13 protein-coding genes are annotated in these 18514 nt (G+C 54.1%); 2 read left to right on the top strand and 11 right to left on the bottom strand.

Annotated features, from left to right (window positions below; genetic code table 11):
• Window positions 1-84: 84 nt before the first annotated feature.
• From SH248x_RS12200 to SH248x_RS12150, 11 genes are all read right to left on the bottom strand, one after another.
• Complete coding sequence (locus tag SH248x_RS12200) at window positions 85-2034, bottom strand: fumarate reductase/succinate dehydrogenase flavoprotein subunit (RefSeq protein WP_459554554.1); 1950 nt, start codon at window positions 2032-2034, stop codon at window positions 85-87.
• Between the two features lie 69 nt (window positions 2035-2103).
• Window positions 2104-2835, bottom strand: a complete 732-nt coding sequence (locus SH248x_RS12195; protein ID WP_459554553.1) for a succinate dehydrogenase cytochrome b subunit — start codon at window positions 2833-2835, stop codon at window positions 2104-2106.
• A 391-nt stretch (window positions 2836-3226) separates the two neighbouring features.
• Entirely contained in the window at window positions 3227-4483 is a 1257-nt protein-coding gene (locus tag SH248x_RS12190) for an MFS transporter (protein ID WP_459554552.1), read from the bottom strand.
• Between the two features lie 359 nt (window positions 4484-4842).
• Window positions 4843-5676, bottom strand: a complete 834-nt coding sequence (locus SH248x_RS12185; RefSeq protein ID WP_459554551.1) for an ABC transporter permease — start codon at window positions 5674-5676, stop codon at window positions 4843-4845.
• A 118-nt stretch (window positions 5677-5794) separates the two neighbouring features.
• Window positions 5795-6811, bottom strand: a complete 1017-nt coding sequence (locus SH248x_RS12180) for an ABC transporter ATP-binding protein (protein WP_459554550.1) — start codon at window positions 6809-6811, stop codon at window positions 5795-5797.
• 128 nt (window positions 6812-6939) lie between these two features.
• Window positions 6940-9078 carry a carboxy terminal-processing peptidase gene (locus SH248x_RS12175; RefSeq protein ID WP_459554549.1) on the bottom strand — a complete coding sequence of 713 codons (2139 nt, stop codon included), beginning with the start codon at window positions 9076-9078 and terminating at the stop codon, window positions 6940-6942.
• A gap of 303 nt (window positions 9079-9381) precedes the next feature.
• Window positions 9382-10269 (bottom strand): GGDEF domain-containing protein, encoded by an 888-nt coding sequence (locus SH248x_RS12170; RefSeq protein ID WP_459554548.1) that lies wholly within the window; start codon window positions 10267-10269, stop codon window positions 9382-9384.
• 207 nt (window positions 10270-10476) lie between these two features.
• Window positions 10477-11814, bottom strand: coding sequence for a hypothetical protein (locus SH248x_RS12165; protein ID WP_459554547.1), 1338 nt, complete (start codon window positions 11812-11814; stop codon window positions 10477-10479).
• A gap of 63 nt (window positions 11815-11877) precedes the next feature.
• Window positions 11878-13776: a 1-deoxy-D-xylulose-5-phosphate synthase gene (dxs, locus tag SH248x_RS12160; protein ID WP_459554546.1), complete on the bottom strand. Its 1899-nt coding sequence runs from the start codon at window positions 13774-13776 to the stop codon at window positions 11878-11880.
• On the bottom strand, window positions 13776-14660 hold the full coding sequence (locus SH248x_RS12155) for a polyprenyl synthetase family protein (RefSeq protein WP_459554545.1): 885 nt from the start codon (window positions 14658-14660) through the stop codon (window positions 13776-13778). The genes dxs and SH248x_RS12155 overlap by 1 nt, the downstream gene beginning before the upstream one ends.
• 318 nt (window positions 14661-14978) lie before the next feature.
• On the bottom strand, window positions 14979-15374 hold the full coding sequence (locus tag SH248x_RS12150) for a MerR family transcriptional regulator (protein ID WP_459554544.1): 396 nt from the start codon (window positions 15372-15374) through the stop codon (window positions 14979-14981).
• A 381-nt stretch (window positions 15375-15755) separates the two neighbouring features.
• Here SH248x_RS12150 and SH248x_RS12145 point away from each other — a divergent pair, with 381 nt between their 5' ends.
• Together SH248x_RS12145 and SH248x_RS12140 are read left to right on the top strand one after the other, a co-directional pair.
• Window positions 15756-16985, top strand: coding sequence for a Glu/Leu/Phe/Val family dehydrogenase (locus SH248x_RS12145; protein WP_459554543.1), 1230 nt, complete (start codon window positions 15756-15758; stop codon window positions 16983-16985).
• 234 nt (window positions 16986-17219) lie between these two features.
• Window positions 17220-18479, top strand: coding sequence for a gamma-glutamyl-phosphate reductase (locus SH248x_RS12140; protein ID WP_459554542.1), 1260 nt, complete (start codon window positions 17220-17222; stop codon window positions 18477-18479).
• The last annotated feature ends 35 nt before the right edge of the window (window positions 18480-18514 follow it).

The raw sequence follows: 18514 nt of genomic DNA, 5'->3' as shown, positions 1-18514 counted from the left end.
AATCTGGTCCTTCTCCCCCGGGGAGAAGGTGGCCGAGTCTTCGAGGTCGGATGAGGGATTGCTTCGAGTCTTCAACTGCTCAACCTATTCGGAATAACTACGAATCGAAGGAGTTACGAATTCGAACTTGAGTTGTTCCTGGTGACGGACCGGGACCGCATCCGGCCCCTGATACTGCCACGCAGCGACGTGTGAGAAGTTCGCATCGTCACGCTTGGCTTCTCCGTCCATTGAATGCTCTTCACGGAAGTGACCGCCGCACGATTCCTCGCGGGCAAGGGCATCGCGACACATCAGTTCGCCGAACTCGATGAAGTCCGCCACCCGACCGCCACGCTCGAGATCCTGGTTGAAGTCTTCGCCACTTCCCATGATCTTGACGTCGTTCCAGAACTCGGTCTTGAGATCCTGAATCTTTTTGATCGCGGTCTGCAAACCTTGAGCATTACGAGCCATCCCGCAGTATTCCCACAGGATCTTACCCAGCTTACGGTGCATCGCATCGGTCGTCTGACGACCATTAACGCTCAGCAGTTTTTCAATGTAATTGCGAGTATCGACAAGAACATTCTTGGCTGCCGGGTGATCTTCCTTCACTTCGCTCAGCTTGTTACTGGCCAGATAATTACTGACGGTATAAGGAGCAACGAAGTAACCATCTGCCAGCCCCTGCATCAAAGCAGACGCTCCCAGGCGGTTGGCCCCGTGATCCGAGAAGTTGGCTTCACCGAGCACGAATAGCCCGGGCACGGTACTCTGCAGATTATAGTCAACCCACAGCCCGCCCATCGTGTAGTGCACCGCAGGGTAGATCATCATCGGAGTCTTGTACGGATTCTGATCCATGATCTTGTTATACATGTGGAACAGGTTGCCGTACTTGGCGGCAATGGTCCCTTCGCCTTGCTCCTGAATCGCCCGGCTGAAGTCCAGGTAGACCGCAAGACCAGTATCACCTACGCCATACCCCGCATCACAGCGTTCTTTGGCAGCCCGAGACGCGATATCGCGAGGCACCATGTTGCCGTATTTGGCATAACGTCGCTCGAGGTAGTAATCCCGTTCTGACTCGGGAATCTGGCTCGGAGGACGTGTGTCATGCTCGTTCTTCGGCACCCACACGCGACCATCATTCCGCAGCGATTCCGACATCAGCGTCAGTTTCGACTGATAGTCTCCAGAAACCGGAATACAAGTCGGGTGGATCTGCGTGAAGCACAGGTTCGCAAAGTCTGCCCCACGCTTATAGCAGCGCCACGCAGCCGTGACGTTGCTCCCTTTGGCGTTCGTCGACAGGTAAAACGCATTGCCATATCCGCCGGTACACAGCAAGACGGCGTGAGCGGTGTGTGTCTCGAGTTCGCCAGTCACGAGGTTACGAACCACAATCCCGCGTGCTGCTCCATCCGCAACGACCAGATCAAGCATTTCGCGTCGCGCGAACATCTTGACCTTGCCCTTGCTCGTTTGTCGCATCAGCGCACTGTAGGCTCCCAGCAGCAGCTGCTGACCGGTTTGACCGCGAGCATAAAAGGTCCGAGAAACCAGTGAACCCCCGAAGGTCCGGTTCGCCAGAAGTCCGCCGTACTCACGCGCGAAAGGAACGCCCTGAGCAACACACTGGTCGATGATGTTTTCAGACACTTCCGCCAGTCGATACACGTTCGATTCACGAGCCCGGAAGTCACCCCCCTTGATCGTATCTTTGAACAAACGCCAGACGCTGTCCCCGTCGTTCTGATAGTTCTTGGCCGCGTTGATCCCACCCTGAGCCGCGATGCTGTGAGCCCGTCGAGCCGAGTCCTGGAAGCAGAACGCCTTGACGTTATACCCCATCTCCGCCAGTGAAGCGGCCGCCGCTCCCCCAGCCAGCCCTGTTCCCACCACGATGATGCTGAATTTCCGCTTGTTGTTCGGTGCAACAAGTTCCATCTCGTTTTTGTGCTTCGTCCAGCGAGATTCCAGCGGACCAGACGGCGAGTTGGAATTGTGTCGCGATGACGTCAGGAAAGTATCTTGTTCAGCCAGTGACATAAATCTGTCCTATGGGAAAGTCCAAAAGGTGCTCTTCGAGATCGAAGTCTCAAACGGAACCTGGCGACATTATTTCTGTGCAGAGACGGCAGCTGGTGGATTGGTGCTCAAGTCGGGCACCTTATAATTCGAGACGGCAGCCCAGATCGGGAAACTTGCAAAGCCCAGGGCAATCACGAGGGCAAAGACTTTGCCGAGGTTCTCAATTGCCTTGGTGTATTTCGGATGGTTGATCCCCAGCGACTGAAACGCACTGCGGAAACCGTGAGACAAGTGCCATCCCAGCAGCAGACAGCCGACCACGTAAATGATCGCGCTGAATGGGTTTCGCAAAATGATCATGGCTTTGTCGAACGGCTCATGCCCTTTGATCTTCTCCATCAGATTCGGCGTCGCTTCAAACGTGAAGTCCGCCAGGTGGATGATCAAAAACGCCAGCACGATCAAACCAGAGATAATCATCCAGTTCTCAGCCAGCAGCTGCCATGGCAGGAACGTCGCTTGCTTGGAGTCTTTGAGCTGATAATCACGCCCGCGTGACTCGCGGTTTTCACGATCAGTATTGATCGCAATCACGATGTGAGCCGCGAAAAGCAGCAACAGCCCTACTTCCGCTGTCTTCACCAGCCACTCCTGAGAGTGCAGGGTATGAGCATAGGTGTTGTAGGCGTCAGGGCCCACAAACATCAGCAGATTGCCACCCAGGTGCACAACCAGAAAACCACACAGCAGTAAACCCGAAAGTGCAAGGACGAGTTTTCTGCCAATCGTCGACGTCAGGAACTTTACAACCCAGTCCACCTTCAGTGACCCTTCGTTTGACCAACCATAATGCGTCGGCGGATGTGACGAGTGAAAGATCTCACAGAGCAAAAGCCGAGGATGACCATCATTTTTCGCCGTCTGTTTGATTATAGGACTTCATCAGAATCCTTCAATCGATGGTCGACCATCAAACACCCCCCTGCAGATTTGACACGAAGTCTCAAAGATCATATCCGCCGAAATGGCAAGCGAATTAACATGCTCAGCAATTCCAAGGCAAATTTTTGCCCTGACAGGGACTGGAACGCAGAGGCAACAGAGTGAAGCAGAGGTTGCAGAGAAGCAATTTTTCTAGATTTTCATTCTGGCCCTTACCGAAAATCTCCCCCGTCGCGACTTTGCGCCTTCGCGTTAAGACCTCTCCCTCTCAAGCCGCCACTTTCTTCGGCGTCACCACAACAGTCTTGCGTGACCTCTGTTCCGCATCATGCAGCGCCGGGTCCGCCAGATAAAACGCGACCGCCATCCCCAGGCACAAAAGCGACCCGCCGGCAAACATCGCCTCAAATCCCAGCGTATCAATACACAGCCCAATCAACGGCGAAAACGCCAGCGCCCCCATATCGACGCTTCCCATGGTGATCGTATTCGCTGTCCCTCGATATTGAATCGGAAAATGACCCGTCGATAAAGACACCACACACGGGAAGAGCAGGGCATGTCCCAATCCCGAGGAAATCGCCGGAAAGATCAAATGCCAAGACTCCGTCACCATCGGCAGCATCATCAACCCAACTGCGTGAGCCACCAGGCCGATGACAATCAACAATCGTCGGCTCATCCTCTTAATCCAGGATGTCGTTAACAGGCGCAGGAAAAACGCCGAGATTGCATAGCTACTGAAATAATAGCCAATGCTGGTGAACCCGAGGGTTGAGGCAAACCGGGTGAGAAAGACCGTCGAAATCGTATATGCCATCCCCATGAACATCGCCACAAACAGCACCAACCCCGGCCAGTAACGCACCATCAGCGGAATCATCGGCGGCGAATACTCAGGCTCAACGTGGGTATCCCGATGCGTCACGTAAGCAGTCAGGAACAGATAGACCAGTCCCAGAAACGCCGTCCCACCAAACAGAACCGAAAATCGCATCGATTCATCCGTAAAGCTTCGAGTCAGCAGATCTCCCAGCAAGGCACCGGAAATCATCCCGATAAACCCGCTCGATCCCAGAACCCCGATCACTTCCGTCCGACGATGTCCGGGCACCCGGTTCTGTGTATGCACCATCGAGCAGGTCAGCATCGCTCCCAGCCCGATCGAATAAATCGCACGAGACGCATACAACCCCAGCCCGACTTCATCCGCAACCGCCATCCCCAACGCACCCGCGATGAACATCATCGAGGAGATAAACCAGACAATCTTCGACCCATACTTATCCAGAAACTGTCCCAGGAGAAGCCGACTGGAAAGCCCCGCAATCGTTCCTACGCAGGTGATGGTCCCGGTCAGCGTGTTGTCGCCTCCCAGATAGGTGACCATATCCGCAAAGCGAAATGTCAGGGCGTTCGCGGTCACCACCATGATATTCGCGACGTACGCCACCCAGAAGATCCGGTCGTAGATCGACCTCGAATCGAGTTCTTCCGAATAAACAGGAGCAGGAATAGATGACATGGCGGGGCAGGTCGTCAACAGGTAGGAGTATCGCGTCAGGCAACAAAGCGACACAGCAGGCAAGCAAAATGTTCAAGGCCAGTATCAATAATCGACCAGCCACGTTTCCTTTATTGATACCACTTTTCCCAAACAGGAGAAGGCGTGTTTTCCGACGTTCCACAAATCAAAAGAAATCCACCTTCATTGATCTTTGAGTCAGCAAAAAAACAAACCACAGATAAACACGGATAAAACCTAAAGTGAATCCCTTTCTTATCTGCGTCCACCCGCGTTCATCTGCGGTTCAAATCCTCTTCTCTTATTCGGTTTTCTTATCCGTGTTTCTTCGTGTTCATCCGTGGTCCTCTCCCCTCTGTTTACCCCCCAAACGCGCTATACTGTTTCACCCCATAATGATACGCACAGCGATTTGCGATCCACAGCCCGATGATCCAGGTAAACTCCAGGCACAGCTCACGCAGGATTCCACTATTGTCGTACTTGCCCAGAATAATCGCACACGGGGTATACGCCGTGAATTTGAACGGCAGCAAATCGACCCACACCGTCAGCCACGAGGGAAACCAGTCGAGCGGGATCATGTGCCCCGACAGGAAGTAGTTGAGCATCATGTAAATAAACATCAGCGAACTGATTTCCAGGAACCAGAATGCAGCCAGTCCGAGCAGCGATTCAATCAGAAACCCGATCAGAAACGACATGACCAGCGACAGAAGAAACCCGACCCACATCTCCCACGTCGGCGTATGCGTAAAGTACTGTCGACACAGGTAAAACACGATCCCATAGGGGAGGGCAGCGAAAACGTAATACACCAGCTTATGCGCGATTCGATACCACAACAAATACCCCAGCAGATCAAGCGGCTGCGTCAGATACTTCTTGATGCTCCCATCGCGAACCTCTTCTGCAATCCCGCTCGATAGACCTGGCATACTCGAAAACGCCCGCGCAACCATCGTCAGCAGGTAATACGCCACCATGTCCTGGTAAGAATACGCATTGATACTCGCCCGCGGCGACGACGTCCCGATTCCATAAATCGCTGACCACAAAAAGATCTGCGTCACAATCGGCAGGAAGCGGACAAACGTCGAGAAAATAAAGTCCGCACGATACGTCAAACGCTCCGCCACGCTGATCTTGAAGATCTCAAAATAAACGCGATAAGAACTGATAGCCGTATCCATTGTGTCTCTTCAAATCTGTCCCTTCTCCCTTGAGGGGAGAAGGTGCCCGAAGGGCGGATGAGGGTGGGCGCTAGGCACCGATAGATTCACATTTGCGAACACGCAACAGGCATGCACCCTACATCGAAGCCACCGCCGCCCGAGCCTCTTCCTCCGTCGACTGACGTCGGGAAAATAGCTCTGCAAACAGTTCTTCAATCGGCCGGTCCTGCACACTCACATCTTCCACCGGATACTCCGCCAGCGCGTAAGACAGGACCCCGGGAATGTCTGCTTTGCCCAGTCGAATCTTCACCGTCATCGGAGACTGTTCGATGATATCGCCATACTCCGACAACTGCGTGCTCTCGACATGCTCGCTGAATTTCAGCGTGACCACCTTCTGCGGATTGAGTTGCGACAGGACATCCGTCAGCAAACCATCATGCTTGATGATACCCTCATCGATAATGATCACCCGCTTGCAGAGTGCCTCGACGTCCTTCATATAGTGACTGGTCAGCAGCACCGTGATCTGTTTGTGTTCCTGGTAATACTTCAGGAACTGCTGCACTTTGTTTTGTGAAATGACATCCAGCCCGATCGTCGGCTCATCCAGAAACAGAATCTCCGGATCGTGGAGCAGAGCAGCGATCAGCTCCATTCGCATTCGCTGACCCAGGGACAGCTCCCGCACAGGCTGCGACAACTGCTTGCGGATCTCCAGCAGATCGGTCAGTTCATCCATCCGATCCTGATAGCGTTTCGTCTCGATTCGGTAGATCTCTTTGTGCAGCCGAAACGATTCTTGAGCTGGCAGATCCCACCACAATTGATTCTTCTGCCCCATCAATAGTGAGAAGCGTCGTCGATACGCATTCTCCCGCTTCCAGGGTTCGTACCCCAGGACAGTGGCTTTCCCCGCCGTCGGCATCAACAGCCCCGAGAGCAGTTTCAGAGTCGTCGTTTTTCCCGCCCCGTTCGGGCCCAGAAAGCCGACCATCTCCCCTTTCTCGATGCGGAACGAGACGTCTTTGACAGCGTGAATGGTCTCCGATTCCCGCTTGATCAGCCCGCGCAGCTTCGCCCAGAAGCCTTCTTTCTGGCGGTTGACGCGGAATGATCTCTGTAGGTGCTCAACAACGACTGCGTCCATAGAGCCTATCTTAGTCACGCAATCCAGCAGCGTCGAGGACTCAACTCGCCACAATAGATGATTGATCAACGAAAAAAGGCCCGGACACTCGTCCGGGCCTTCATCAAATCAATCGATGTCGATAATAACTACTTCGAGCTGCTCACGCGTTGAGCGGTTTTGCTCGTCGCCTTGAGGGCATCGAGGTAATCGACAGAAATCTGGAGAATCTCGTCGTTGTAGAAGTTCGGCTGGAAGATTTCGCCTTTCTCCTTACCGAGTTCTGCTTCCTGAAGTGACTCTTCGGTATCAGCAATCTTCTTGCTGTTCGCATCGCGTTCCTTGCGAGTCTGTTCTTCGTTCAGACTGACTGTCTTACGGTTCTTGACTTCCAGGTAACGAGCGATCGCCTGATTCACTTCTTCAAACTTAGGATCCTTGCTAATGCGATCCTGGCTCAGTTTCGCCAGTTGAGAAATGATCGGCTCGGTCACGAAGGCCAGCTTCTGATAAACCGCTTCCGGAACCCGGCTGAAGTCGAGAGCATTTTCCAGGAACGATTCGCCCAGATCCATGTGATCCGTCAGCGATGGCAGGACAACATCCGAACGAACGCCACGATTCTGAGTCGATTCGCCGTTGACGCGATAGAACTGCTGAATCGTCAGCTTGAGAGCGCCACGGTCTTTCGCCTGGAACATCGAGAACATCTGGTTATTCACCGGCATGACGTTCTGAACGGTTCCTTTACCGTGAGTCGTCATATCGCCGACGATGATCCCGCGGTGGTAATCTTTGATAACCCCGGCGAAAATTTCTGAGGCAGAAGCCGACAGACGGTTGCAGATCACCACCATCGGACCATTCCAGGCGACGCCCGGTGCTTCATCATCATGTGACTTCACGCGACCAGACTGCTCTTTAACTTGAACCACAGGACCGCGGTCAATGAACAGGCCAGACACATCGATCGCTTCCGTCAAGGCACCACCGCCGTTATTGCGGAGGTCGACAACAACCAGTTCAACATTTTGCTTACGGAAGTCTTCGAGCACCTTCGAGACATCAACAGCAGTACTCTTGAAGTCAGCAGTGCCAGCCTGGGCACCCGAGAAGTCGCGGTAGAACGAAGGAATGTCGACAACGCCAATCTTGGCAGGACGTCCGATGACGTTCTGAGCTTCGATGACTCGTCCTTTGACTTCCTGTTGCGTCAGTTCGATCTTCTGACGAGTCAGTTCATACATCGTCACTTCACCAGTTCCCGCCTTCTTGACCTGCAGACGGACTTTCGTCCCGCGTGGTCCACGGATCTGCTGAACGACCTTGGTCAGCTTCATCTCGACGATATCAACCATCTCGCCATTATCTTGTCCCACAGCGACGATCTTGTCATCAACCTGCAGGCGACCATCCTTATAAGCAGCCCCGCCAGCCATGATTTCAGCGACAGTTGTGTAACCATCTTCGGAACGAAGAGCAGCACCGATTCCGTCCAGGCTGAGTCGCATGTTGATCTGGAAGTCTTCCAGCGTCCGTGGGGACATGTAGCTGGAGTGAGGATCGAAACACTGAGTCATCGCAGACAGGTACAGTTCGAGAACTTCAACCCGCTCCATCTGGTGCATCGTGCGAGAGACACTGCGGTATCGCTTGTGAAGACGATCGCGGATTTCTTCGATCGTGATACCGCTCATATCATCGAGCAATTCCTCTGCCTGAGCAGTCCCTCGTTCTTTGAGGTTTTTCTGAGTCGACTTCTCATCGAGCTTCAAAGTCAGAATGTTGTACTTGATCCGCTTGCGCCAACGCTCATCGAGCTCTGCTTTGTTCTTCGCCCAGGTCATGTCATCTGCATCGGACATGATTTCTTCATCCAACGTGAAGTCATGGTCGGTATCGATCAACTGATCGATGATCGTCGCACGTTCGTCGACGCGTTTCAGGAACGTGTCGAAGACCAGATTCGCGAAATCGACATTCCCTTTTCGCAGCATGTCATCAAGTGACTTGCGATACTGATTGAAGTTCGCAATGTCCGATTCGTAGAAGTACAGCTTTTGTGGATCGAGATCTTTGATGAACTTGTCAACCAGCTTGCTCGAGATGTTGTCATCGATCGTGTGCTGGTTCAGGTGAAAGTTTTCCGTCATCTTCGCGACCAGTTGAGTCGTCGTCGCTTCTTCCGGGTCTCGCGCGTTCATCTGCTGGGCGAAGATCGTCGTCGCCACAAGGAAAAGAGCGGCGGCCGTAAAGCTGGCCGTCGCGCGAGAGAAGTAAGTCTGCATGTTGATTCCGTTTCGCAGCTGAAATTGAATCCCGACACGTGCCATCATCGCAAACCGAGGAGGACAAGTCGTACCAGGAGGAGGGGCTTGGAAAATTCGAGGAAGGAAACGAGGCAATCCAGATAAGTGACAGCGCAACAAATGGATATGAAATCCTATTCGATGCCCATAAGGGGGGCAAGATAGGTTTTTCCACGTTGTAAGAGAGGGAATTAGAAATTGGAAATTGGGAATTGGCCTGAAGAAGCATCCTCGCGAAGCCGATCGGCCAATTCCTAATTTCCAATTACCAATTTCTATTATCTACCCCGCATGGCAAAGCAGCGCCCGCGACCCATCATGCAAATGCAACTGATTCCGCCCATGTCGACGCGATTCCGACAGCGCCGCATGCGCCCGATCGAGCGCCAGCTTCGCATCATCCCCTGATTTCAAAACCGCTGCCCCGAAACTCGCCGTCATCAAGATTTCCAACTGCGAATCCTGCAGCCGAAACCTCTGTTTTCTCACGGCATGCCGGATCGCATCCGCCGTCTCACGCGACGTCTGAGCGTCGGAATGCACCATCAACACCATCAGCAGATCATCGCTGCACTGACAAACAACATCCTGCTGACGAGCAGACCCAATCAGCAGACGCCCAAAATTCTTCAGCAGATTCGACGCTTCTTCCGACCCGTGACGCTTCGTCAGCTGTTCGAATTTATCCACCTGCACCAACAGCAGACTCGCCGACATCCCTCGATCGACGTGACCAATAACCTGTTCCAGATTCACTTCACAACACGAAAAATCAGGCAGCCCGCTCCGCGAATCACTCGGCATTAATTGCCAGCTCAATGGCTCAATCGGAGCCTTCATCGCCGGCAACACACGACTCGATTCCAGGATCTCCCGATTCAAAAGACTCTCGAAGACCGACGCTAACTCCCGTTGTGTCTTCGTCAATCGCTCGATCTGACACGTCGTAAAGCCTTTGGCATCAAACTTCGCAAGCTGCTGACACGCGATCTTCGCAGCGTCCGTCCGACCCGCGACCAGATCCACCATCTTCGACAGCTTTTTCGAGGCCCGCTTCAATGCGGACGCCAGATACCACTTCTCAAACAGCATCCCTGCCAAAAAGCTCAGGCCACTGATGCCAAGCGTCGCGCCCGCCAGAATGAGAATATTGATCAAATGAGCAGGCACAGGTGAATCCACTTCCGTTGGAATGAAAGTGCGCGATAATGCACACTCCCCAACCCTAGCTCACTCTCCACAATTCCGCGTGACCGACTCAACAAGACTCCCGTCCGAAAGTCTCAACCCTACCACTTATTCCAATTATTCCGTCCCATCCCCTCCGCGACCTCTGCTTCACTCTGTTCTCTCTGCGTTCCAGTCTCTCAGGGATTCTTACTCTCCCAGAAACTGAATCGACTGCACAATGCTCAAATCCCGATTCTCTAGCAGCTGAGCCCGCGTCGGCTCCACCGCAAACACCAACGATACCTGTCGCCCATCAGGAGCCGTCACCAGGTAGTAGTTCCACAGCATCTCCAGATTATTTGCAGACCCCTGTGCCACCACGCGATAAATGTAATAGCCATCCTTATTCGAGACTTCCTCAGCCGAAACGATCTGTTTCAGACGCTCGCCCAGCGACTTCTGAATATCCGCCTGGAATAGTTCGCCAGACGTATGTTCTCCCGGCGCCACTTTCGCGATCGTCGCGACATTGCACTGCGAAACCAGTCCCCCATCCACCATCAGCCGCAGCACCACCACCTGGGGCGTTTCCTGGAATAGATACCAGTTGCGATCATGAAAGAATCGCAGCTTCCAGTTCGTCGGCTGGAAGTGCAGCAGCTGTGACTTCGTACCCGGATCCAGCGGGATACTGTCCAGCAGCTCATTTGTCAGATCCTCACGGACACTCGCCAGCGAACGCTCGATCAATGTCTTCGACCCGACTTCCATTCCCGGACTGGCGACGCCGATCGCCCGGTTCTCCTGCTGGTTGAATTCGACCTTTGACAGCAGGTTATTCACGCGGTCAAACGTGGCTGTTCCCGAAACAACCACCTTCGACTTCGCTCCCGCGATTGCACCTTCTGCAGTCCCTTGAAACTTGATCGTCGCAGTCTTCTCATCCACAGCCGTCAGCTGACACACCAGCTTCGAGTCAACAATCGCTTCCATTCCCGTCAGCATCGCAATGGCCCAGGTATCGACAGGCCACTCCTGATTCAGCTCTACAGACGTCTTTGGCAGCAGTGGCAGAATCGCCAGAGGATCTCCCGGCACGCTCAGCAGGTCCAGGTGATTGCGCGACATCACATATTCGGGCGAGTAATAAAGAAGGCCTTCGCGTCGACCTTCTGCGACGATCTTATTCATCACCTTGGGCAGTGTCGTCTGCGTTTTACGATCCCCGACCGTAATCGTCACCGACGTGTGATCGTAGGAGCGAAGATTCCGATAGGCCCGCTCATCACGTCCCGCAGAAGGAAGTCGTCGCGCGAAATAATTGGCCTGTGCAGCCACTTTCAAAGGCAGCGCAATGGCTTTGTCACCCAGATCCGGTGCTTTCAGCGTCCCATCAGCGGCAAACGAAATCCGATTGGAAATAATCCGCGCAGGGTCATCTGACTCCGTCAGCGTAATCGCCTGACCATTCGCCACCGAACTCACAAACGACAACGCCAGGACAAACGCAAAAGCCACTCGGCAGCTTCGAACAGTATTGATCACCACTTCTTCTCCGTGCTCTGTGCTACTCTCGGCGAACTCTGCGGTCCAGTCTTCATCGTTCTCTTACTGCAACATCAACAGCCGAGACTTCTCTGCCATCTCGCGGGCCGCCACGATGAAGCCTTCTGCATCCAGGCCCAGATCGCCCAGTAGTTCATGACGCTCGCCGTGTTCGACATACCGGTCAGGAATTCCCAGACGTCGAATCGTCTGCGTATTCAGACCCGCATCATTGGCGGCTTCCAGGACCGCAGATCCGAATCCGCCGACCAGCGTATTCTCTTCGACCGTGATCACAAACGGCGTCTCGGTAATCGCGCGGAAGATGACTTCGGTATCCAGTGGACGCAGGAAGCGGGCATTGATGACGCCGATATCCAGTCCTTCTTCAGCCAGCTTGTCAGAGGCACGCACGCAGTCCGCCAGCAACCCGCCAAACGCGACGAATGTCCCGTCTTTCCCCCAGCGAATGATCTCTGACTTGCCTTCTTCAATCAGGGCAGGGCGACGCTGAACCGTCTCTGCTCCAGCTTTCGGATACCGCATCGAGACCGAATGCTTTGCGTTGAGAGCATAGTTAAGCATCGGCTTGACGTCCGCTTCATCTCCGGGAGCAGCAACAATGATGTTCGGGAAAATTCGCATGTACGAATTGTCAAACACCCCATGGTGCGTCGGCCCGTCTGGCCCAGCCACTCCGCCACGATCCAGGCAAAACACCACCGGCAGATCCTGCAGCGACACCTCCTGGAAAATGTGGTCAAAGCTGCGTTGCAGGAACGTACTGTAAATATCGACGATCGGCTTCAACCCAGACTTCGCCATCCCCGCAGCAAACGCAACGGCATGACCTTCGCAGATCCCCGTATCGAAGAAACGCGATGGGAAGTCCGCACGAACCTGTCCCAGTTTATTCCCTTCGCACATCGCCGCCGTGATGCAAACGACCTTCTCATCCGCCGTCATTTCATCATGAATCGCATCCGAGACAACATCTGTATAAGCCTTGCTCGAAGAGGACTTTACCGTCACCTGACCGCCAGCACTTCGGCTGATGATCGGCGGAGCATGGAACTTGACCGGGTCCTGAATTGCAGGAGCAAACCCGTGCCCCTTGTCCGTAAAGACGTGCAGCAGCGTCGGGCCTTTGACGTCTTTGACCATCTTCAGGTACTTGGTCAACTCGGTCAGATTGTGACCATCGACCGGCCCGATATAGCGGAAGCCCATCTCTTCAAACAGCATCCCGCCATGCAACAGCGTCTTGAGAGAGTCCTTCAGCTGGCTCAATCCTGATTCCACAGAATCGCCAAACGGAACCTTATTGAGGACCCACGAGATATCCCGCTTGAGCCCATTATAAAACGGAGCCACCCGCGCTTTATCCAGATACTCAGCCAGCCCACCAACGCGAGGACAAATGCCCATCTTGTTGTCGTTAAGAATGACCAGAATGTCTTTATTCAGCCCAGCCGCATTGTTCATCGCTTCGAAGACGACACCCGAGGGGAGGGCACCATCACCAATCACCGCCACCGAACGTCGACCGTCATCAAACAGCAGGTCATCAGCTGTCTGCAGACCCAGGACCGTCGAAACACTTGCCCCGGCGTGACCGGTCATAAAGAGGTCATAGTCCGACTCATGCGGATTCGGATACCCCATCAATCCGCCTTTCTGGCGGATCGTTTGGAATTGATGGAAACGCCCGGTAATAAGCTTATGCGGATAAATCTGGTGGCCAGTGTCCCAGATCAGGCGATCCTTCTTGAAGTCGTAAACCAAATGCAGCGCAATACATAGCTCGACCACGCCCAGGTTACTGGCAAAGTGAGCAGACCGCGTCTCCACGAGTCCACAGAGGGCTTCGCGAATTTCACTCGCGAGCTTCTTCAACTGTTCATCAGACAGCGACTTGAGTTCCGCAGGGGAGCTGATCATAGGGAGTAGTTCAAAGCTCATTAGCGGTCTCTTTCAATAAGATATCTGGCGAGATCAGAAAGTTCCTGAGCGCCAGATCCGAAGATCTGTAACTCGTCACATGCCTGATGGACCAAATTGTTGGCGTGTCGACGGCTTTCCTCAAGTCCGAGCAGTTCCGGATAGGTGGCTTTTCCCGACGCAGCGTCCTTGCGAACGTTCTTCCCGACCACTTCCGCATCACCGGTACAGTCGAGAATGTCATCCACAATCTGAAACGCCAAACCTATCAATTGACCGTATTTCTTCAGATGTTTCAACTGTTCATCACTGGCATCGGCGATCAATCCGCCCATTTCCAAAGACGCGACAATCAATGCCCCCGTCTTTCGGCGATGAATATTTTCTAATTGCGCAACTGATTTTGCATGATCGGTCTCTGCCTCCAGGTCCAGCACCTGTCCAGCCACCATCCCCTGTGGACCTGCTCCATAAGCCAGCGACGCACAACACTTCGCCGCGACGGCAGGCGGATGAATTCGGGTCGCCAGCACTTCAAACGCCAGTGTCAGCAGGGCATCACCCGCTAAAATCGCATTGGCTTCCCCGTAGACTTTATGACTAGTTGGCTTCCCGCGTCGCAGATCATCGTCATCCATCGCCGGGAGATCATCATGGATCAGCGAATAAGTATGCACCATTTCCACAGCACAGGCGGCTGGCATCGCATCGTCAGGATTTCCCCTGCAGGCCCGGCAGGCCATGAGTACCAGCAGCGGTCGCAGGCGCTTGCCTCCCGCCATCAGCGAGTAATGCATGGCGTCTAGTAACACATCAGGAGACCCGTCCAGCGGCAAAAACGACGGGAGCGTAGCTTCAACCAGCCTCTGATCTTCGGCGATGGAGGAAGTGAAGTCCGATTTCAACGACGGCCATCCTGCGTCTGCAAATCCTTGCGGTCAGGCTGCTTTGACTCCAGCAGCAACATACTGTCAATTCACACATTACAGCTTTTGCAATTCGAATACAATCCAACTCACATCACGGGCCCGGAAATCAGAAAGTTCCGTTTGTTTCCCTCCGGATGTCGTCCCAGTTTCTTTCGCGGCAGGCCTGCACTTAAAGGTCAGAATTCTAGCGGATAGGGACATTAGGTGATGTGATTCATTTGTGCAGTTTTTTGGGCTGTTACATAAAAAAGGGAAGCCATGACTTGGCTTCCCTTTGATGAACTTAATCATGTATTAGCTGGCAGACAGCGTGTATTTGCCCGAGTTCTCATCGCGTGAGATATTGGTTGCGTTGTAAAGGTTTTGGTAAAGAACGTTTTTGAAGTTGAGGCTGTTGGATTGATAGCCAGCTGCTTTGACGGCTTCGGACAGTTCATTGAGGGTCAGGCCCTTCTTGCTCTTCTTCAATGCTTCCTGAACGTGCTCATTCAGGCTCTTTTCATTGCGGGCACGTACGCCACGTCGCTCGACGCCCATCGTACCTTCCAGCGATGCGATCTCTTCTTCGACTTCCTGAAGCTGTGCAGTCAGTTTGTCGCGGCGACGCTTCAGTGACTCGACTTGGTTTTCCCGGTTGCGCAAGATTTGTTTAATCTCGGACAGTGACATGCTCTCCAGTGTTTGTTCCATCTGACAGCGCCTTTCCTTTGCGTGTGTTATTATCAGCAGCCACTGCTAATCATTGGATGCTGACTCTAGTTGAAACAACTATAGTTAGCTTCCATGAAGACGAAATTCAATACTACGGTTCACTCTAATTGAGAAAATATGCTATTAAACATCTGGCTGGCCCTCTCATGATCCGCGTAATGTGACAATTTGAATATCACGGACTAGGCATCCTCCAGCAACGCGAATGACCTCCAGATCATGAATACGCACCAGCCCCCGCTCATTGATGGATTTTCACAAACGCATTCGATCGTTATGCTCGGTAATGAACCTCGCACAGGACGTTAGCGCGGGAAATGACACGATCCACGAATGGTAAGCCCACGAAAGTCAGCCAGTATGAGCGCCTACGAAACCGCGGAATACTATTTCGACCAGTCTGCCCGACTCATGGGACTGTCCGATAATATGCAGCGACTTCTCCTCACACCCGAGCGCGAAGTCAAAGTCCAGGTCGCCATCGAAATGGATAACGGCGAGATCGCCACCTACATCGGCTTCCGGACTCAGCATGATCAGGCCCGTGGACCTTATAAAGGTGGCCTTCGTTATCACCATGAAGTCGATCAGGATGAAGTCCTCGCCCTCGCGACCTTGATGACGTGGAAGACCTCCGTCGTCAATATCCCCTTCGGCGGCGCCAAAGGAGGGATTCAGGTCAATGAGAAGAAGCTCAGCCCCGGCGAGTTGGAGCGTCTGACGCGACGCTTCGTCGATGCCATTCACGATGTCATCGGGCCCGATAAAGACATCCCCGCTCCTGATATGGGGACGAACGCTCAGGTTATGGCCTGGATTATGAACCAGTATCAGAAGTTCCATGGCTTCAATCCCGCCTGTGTCACCGGCAAGCCGACCGAACTCCACGGTGCCGAAGGTCGCGACGAAGCCACCGGCCGAGGCGTCGGCCTGATGATGATGCAGCTGATGGCCAAGCAGAAAATCGATCCGAAGTTACAAACCGTCGCCATCCAGGGCTTCGGAAACGTCGGTTCCTATCTCGCTCGATACCTCTATGACCAGCAGGTCAAAGTCATCGCTGTCTCTGATGCCTACGGCGGAGTCGTCAGCTACGAAGGCCTCAACATCCCGAAACTCTGGGAATACGCCCAGCAGAACGGCAGCATCGCCGGCTATCCCGAAAGCGAACCCCTCGATAACAGGTCGCTCCTCGCGATCGATGCGGACTTCCTCGTCCCCGCAGCGCTCGGCGGCGTCCTCAAAGCCGACAACATGAAAGACGTCCGCGCCAAGTACATCATCGAAGCCGCCAATAACCCGACGACTCCCGAAGCCGATCGCTACTTCGAATCCAAAGGCATCATCGTCATGCCCGACATCCTTGTGAACGCAGGCGGCGTCACCGTCAGTTACTTCGAATGGGTCCAGAACCAGCAATACTTCAAGTGGGAACTCGACCGCACCCGACGCGAAATGGACCGCATCATGACCGAAAGCTTCGAAAAAATCTGGGAAATCGCCACCCAGAAAAAGATCTCCCTCCGCTTAGCTGCCTACTTCCTCGGCATCGGCCGCGTCGGCAAAGCCACCGTCCTAGGCGGCATCTAACCTCCGAAGGCGAGCGGGGGGTGTCAACCCCCTGTGTCTTGTGCATCCAATCAATACAGCCACTCCGAGTACGCCAAAGCCCCACTTCTCCTTTTCTCTCCGAACCCTAATCCAATAACCAGCCTCATTATCACCACGCCCAGCCCGTGTGCCACTGCTGGCTTGCCCAGCAGTGTAACCCAAAGTTGACCACCACTCTCGAATCTCGATCCCCACTTCAGCATCCAACTCATCATGCAAAACCTCCAATCCTACACCACCCAACTCGCCCATCAGGCCGTCCTCGCCTCGCGCGACCTCCGCATTATCCGAGGCGACCAGAAAACCGCCTGGCTGAAAGCCTGCATCCGCCTCCTCGCCGAGCGAGAATCTGACCTTCTCAAAACCAATCAGCTCGACCTGCAGAAAGCCCCCGAATACGGCCTGTCCTCCGCCATGATCGACCGCCTGACGATCAACCCAGCGCGACTGAATGCTATCGCCCAGGCCCTCGAAGAAATCATCATGCTTCGCGACCCGATCGGCGAAGTCATCGATTCCAGCGTCCGCCCCAACGGCCTCGTCGTTACCAAAGTCCGCGTCCCCCTCGGCGTCGTCTTCTTCATCTACGAATCACGCCCCAACGTCACCATGGACGCTGCTGCTCTCTGCGTGAAAAGCGGCAACGCCGTCATCCTCCGTGGCGGTAAAGAAGCCATCCACACCAATCTCGCGTTCTACAGCCTCCTGCGGGATGCTCTCCGCGAAGTTGGCCTTCCTGAGCACGCCGTCCAACTGGTCGAAACCACCGACCGCGAAGCCGTCGGCCACCTCTTGAAAATGCGGGGCAAAATCGACGTCACGATCCCCCGTGGCGGCAAGTCGCTCATCGAACGTGTCGCCGCCGAGGCCACCATGCCCGTCATCAAACACTTCGACGGCGTCTGCCACATCTACGTCCACACAGCCGCCGATCTCGAAAAAGCCACCCCGATCATTCTCAACGCCAAATGCCAACGCCCCGGCGTCTGCAATGCCGCCGAAAGTCTCCTGATCGACGCCTCGATCGCCGACAACTACCTCCCGAAAATCGCGGCTGAACTCAGCAAAGCCGGCGTCGAACTCCGTGGCTGCGAGAAAAGCCGCTCTCTCGTTCCAGCAATAAAAGCCGCCACCGAAGAAGACTACCGCACCGAATACACCGCCCTCATCATGTCCATCAAAGTCGTCTCAGGCTTGGCGGATGCGATCGCCCACATCGAAGAATACGGCTCCCATCACACCGACGCCATCCTGACCAACGACCTCGCAGCCGCAACGGAATTCACCGCCAAAGTCGACTCCGCCGCCGTCGTCGTCAACGCCAGCACCCGCTTCAACGACGGCGGCGAAATCGGACTGGGCGCCGAAATCGGCATCAGCACCGACAAATTCCACGCCCGAGGCCCCTGCGGCCTCACCGAACTCACCAGCTACAAATACATCCTCCAAGGCAACGGCCAAACCCGTTCTTAGGCGAGCGGGGAGTGTCAACTCCCTGTGTCTTCATT

Origin of the sequence: Lacunimicrobium album, assembly GCF_052161635.1 — a bacterium.
Lineage (GTDB): Bacteria > Planctomycetota > Planctomycetia > Planctomycetales > Planctomycetaceae > SXPC01.
The sequence above is the reverse complement of the archived record's forward strand: the minus strand, read 5'-3'. Positions and strand labels throughout refer to the sequence as shown.

Excerpts from the sequence above, each read along its gene's own strand:
- SH248x_RS12200 (WP_459554554.1), bottom strand. The coding sequence starts at position 2,034 with ATGTCACTGGCTGAACAAGATACTTTCCTGACGTCATCGCGACACAAT.
- SH248x_RS12190 (WP_459554552.1), bottom strand. The coding sequence starts at position 4,483 with ATGTCATCTATTCCTGCTCCTGTTTATTCGGAAGAACTCGATTCGAGG.
- SH248x_RS12185 (WP_459554551.1), bottom strand. The coding sequence starts at position 5,676 with ATGGATACGGCTATCAGTTCTTATCGCGTTTATTTTGAGATCTTCAAG.
- SH248x_RS12180 (WP_459554550.1), bottom strand. The coding sequence starts at position 6,811 with ATGGACGCAGTCGTTGTTGAGCACCTACAGAGATCATTCCGCGTCAAC.
- SH248x_RS12175 (WP_459554549.1), bottom strand. The coding sequence starts at position 9,078 with ATGCAGACTTACTTCTCTCGCGCGACGGCCAGCTTTACGGCCGCCGCT.
- dxs (WP_459554546.1), bottom strand. The coding sequence starts at position 13,776 with ATGAGCTTTGAACTACTCCCTATGATCAGCTCCCCTGCGGAACTCAAG.
- SH248x_RS12150 (WP_459554544.1), bottom strand. The coding sequence starts at position 15,374 with ATGGAACAAACACTGGAGAGCATGTCACTGTCCGAGATTAAACAAATC.
- SH248x_RS12145 (WP_459554543.1), top strand. The coding sequence starts at position 15,756 with ATGAGCGCCTACGAAACCGCGGAATACTATTTCGACCAGTCTGCCCGA.
- SH248x_RS12140 (WP_459554542.1), top strand. The coding sequence starts at position 17,220 with ATGCAAAACCTCCAATCCTACACCACCCAACTCGCCCATCAGGCCGTC.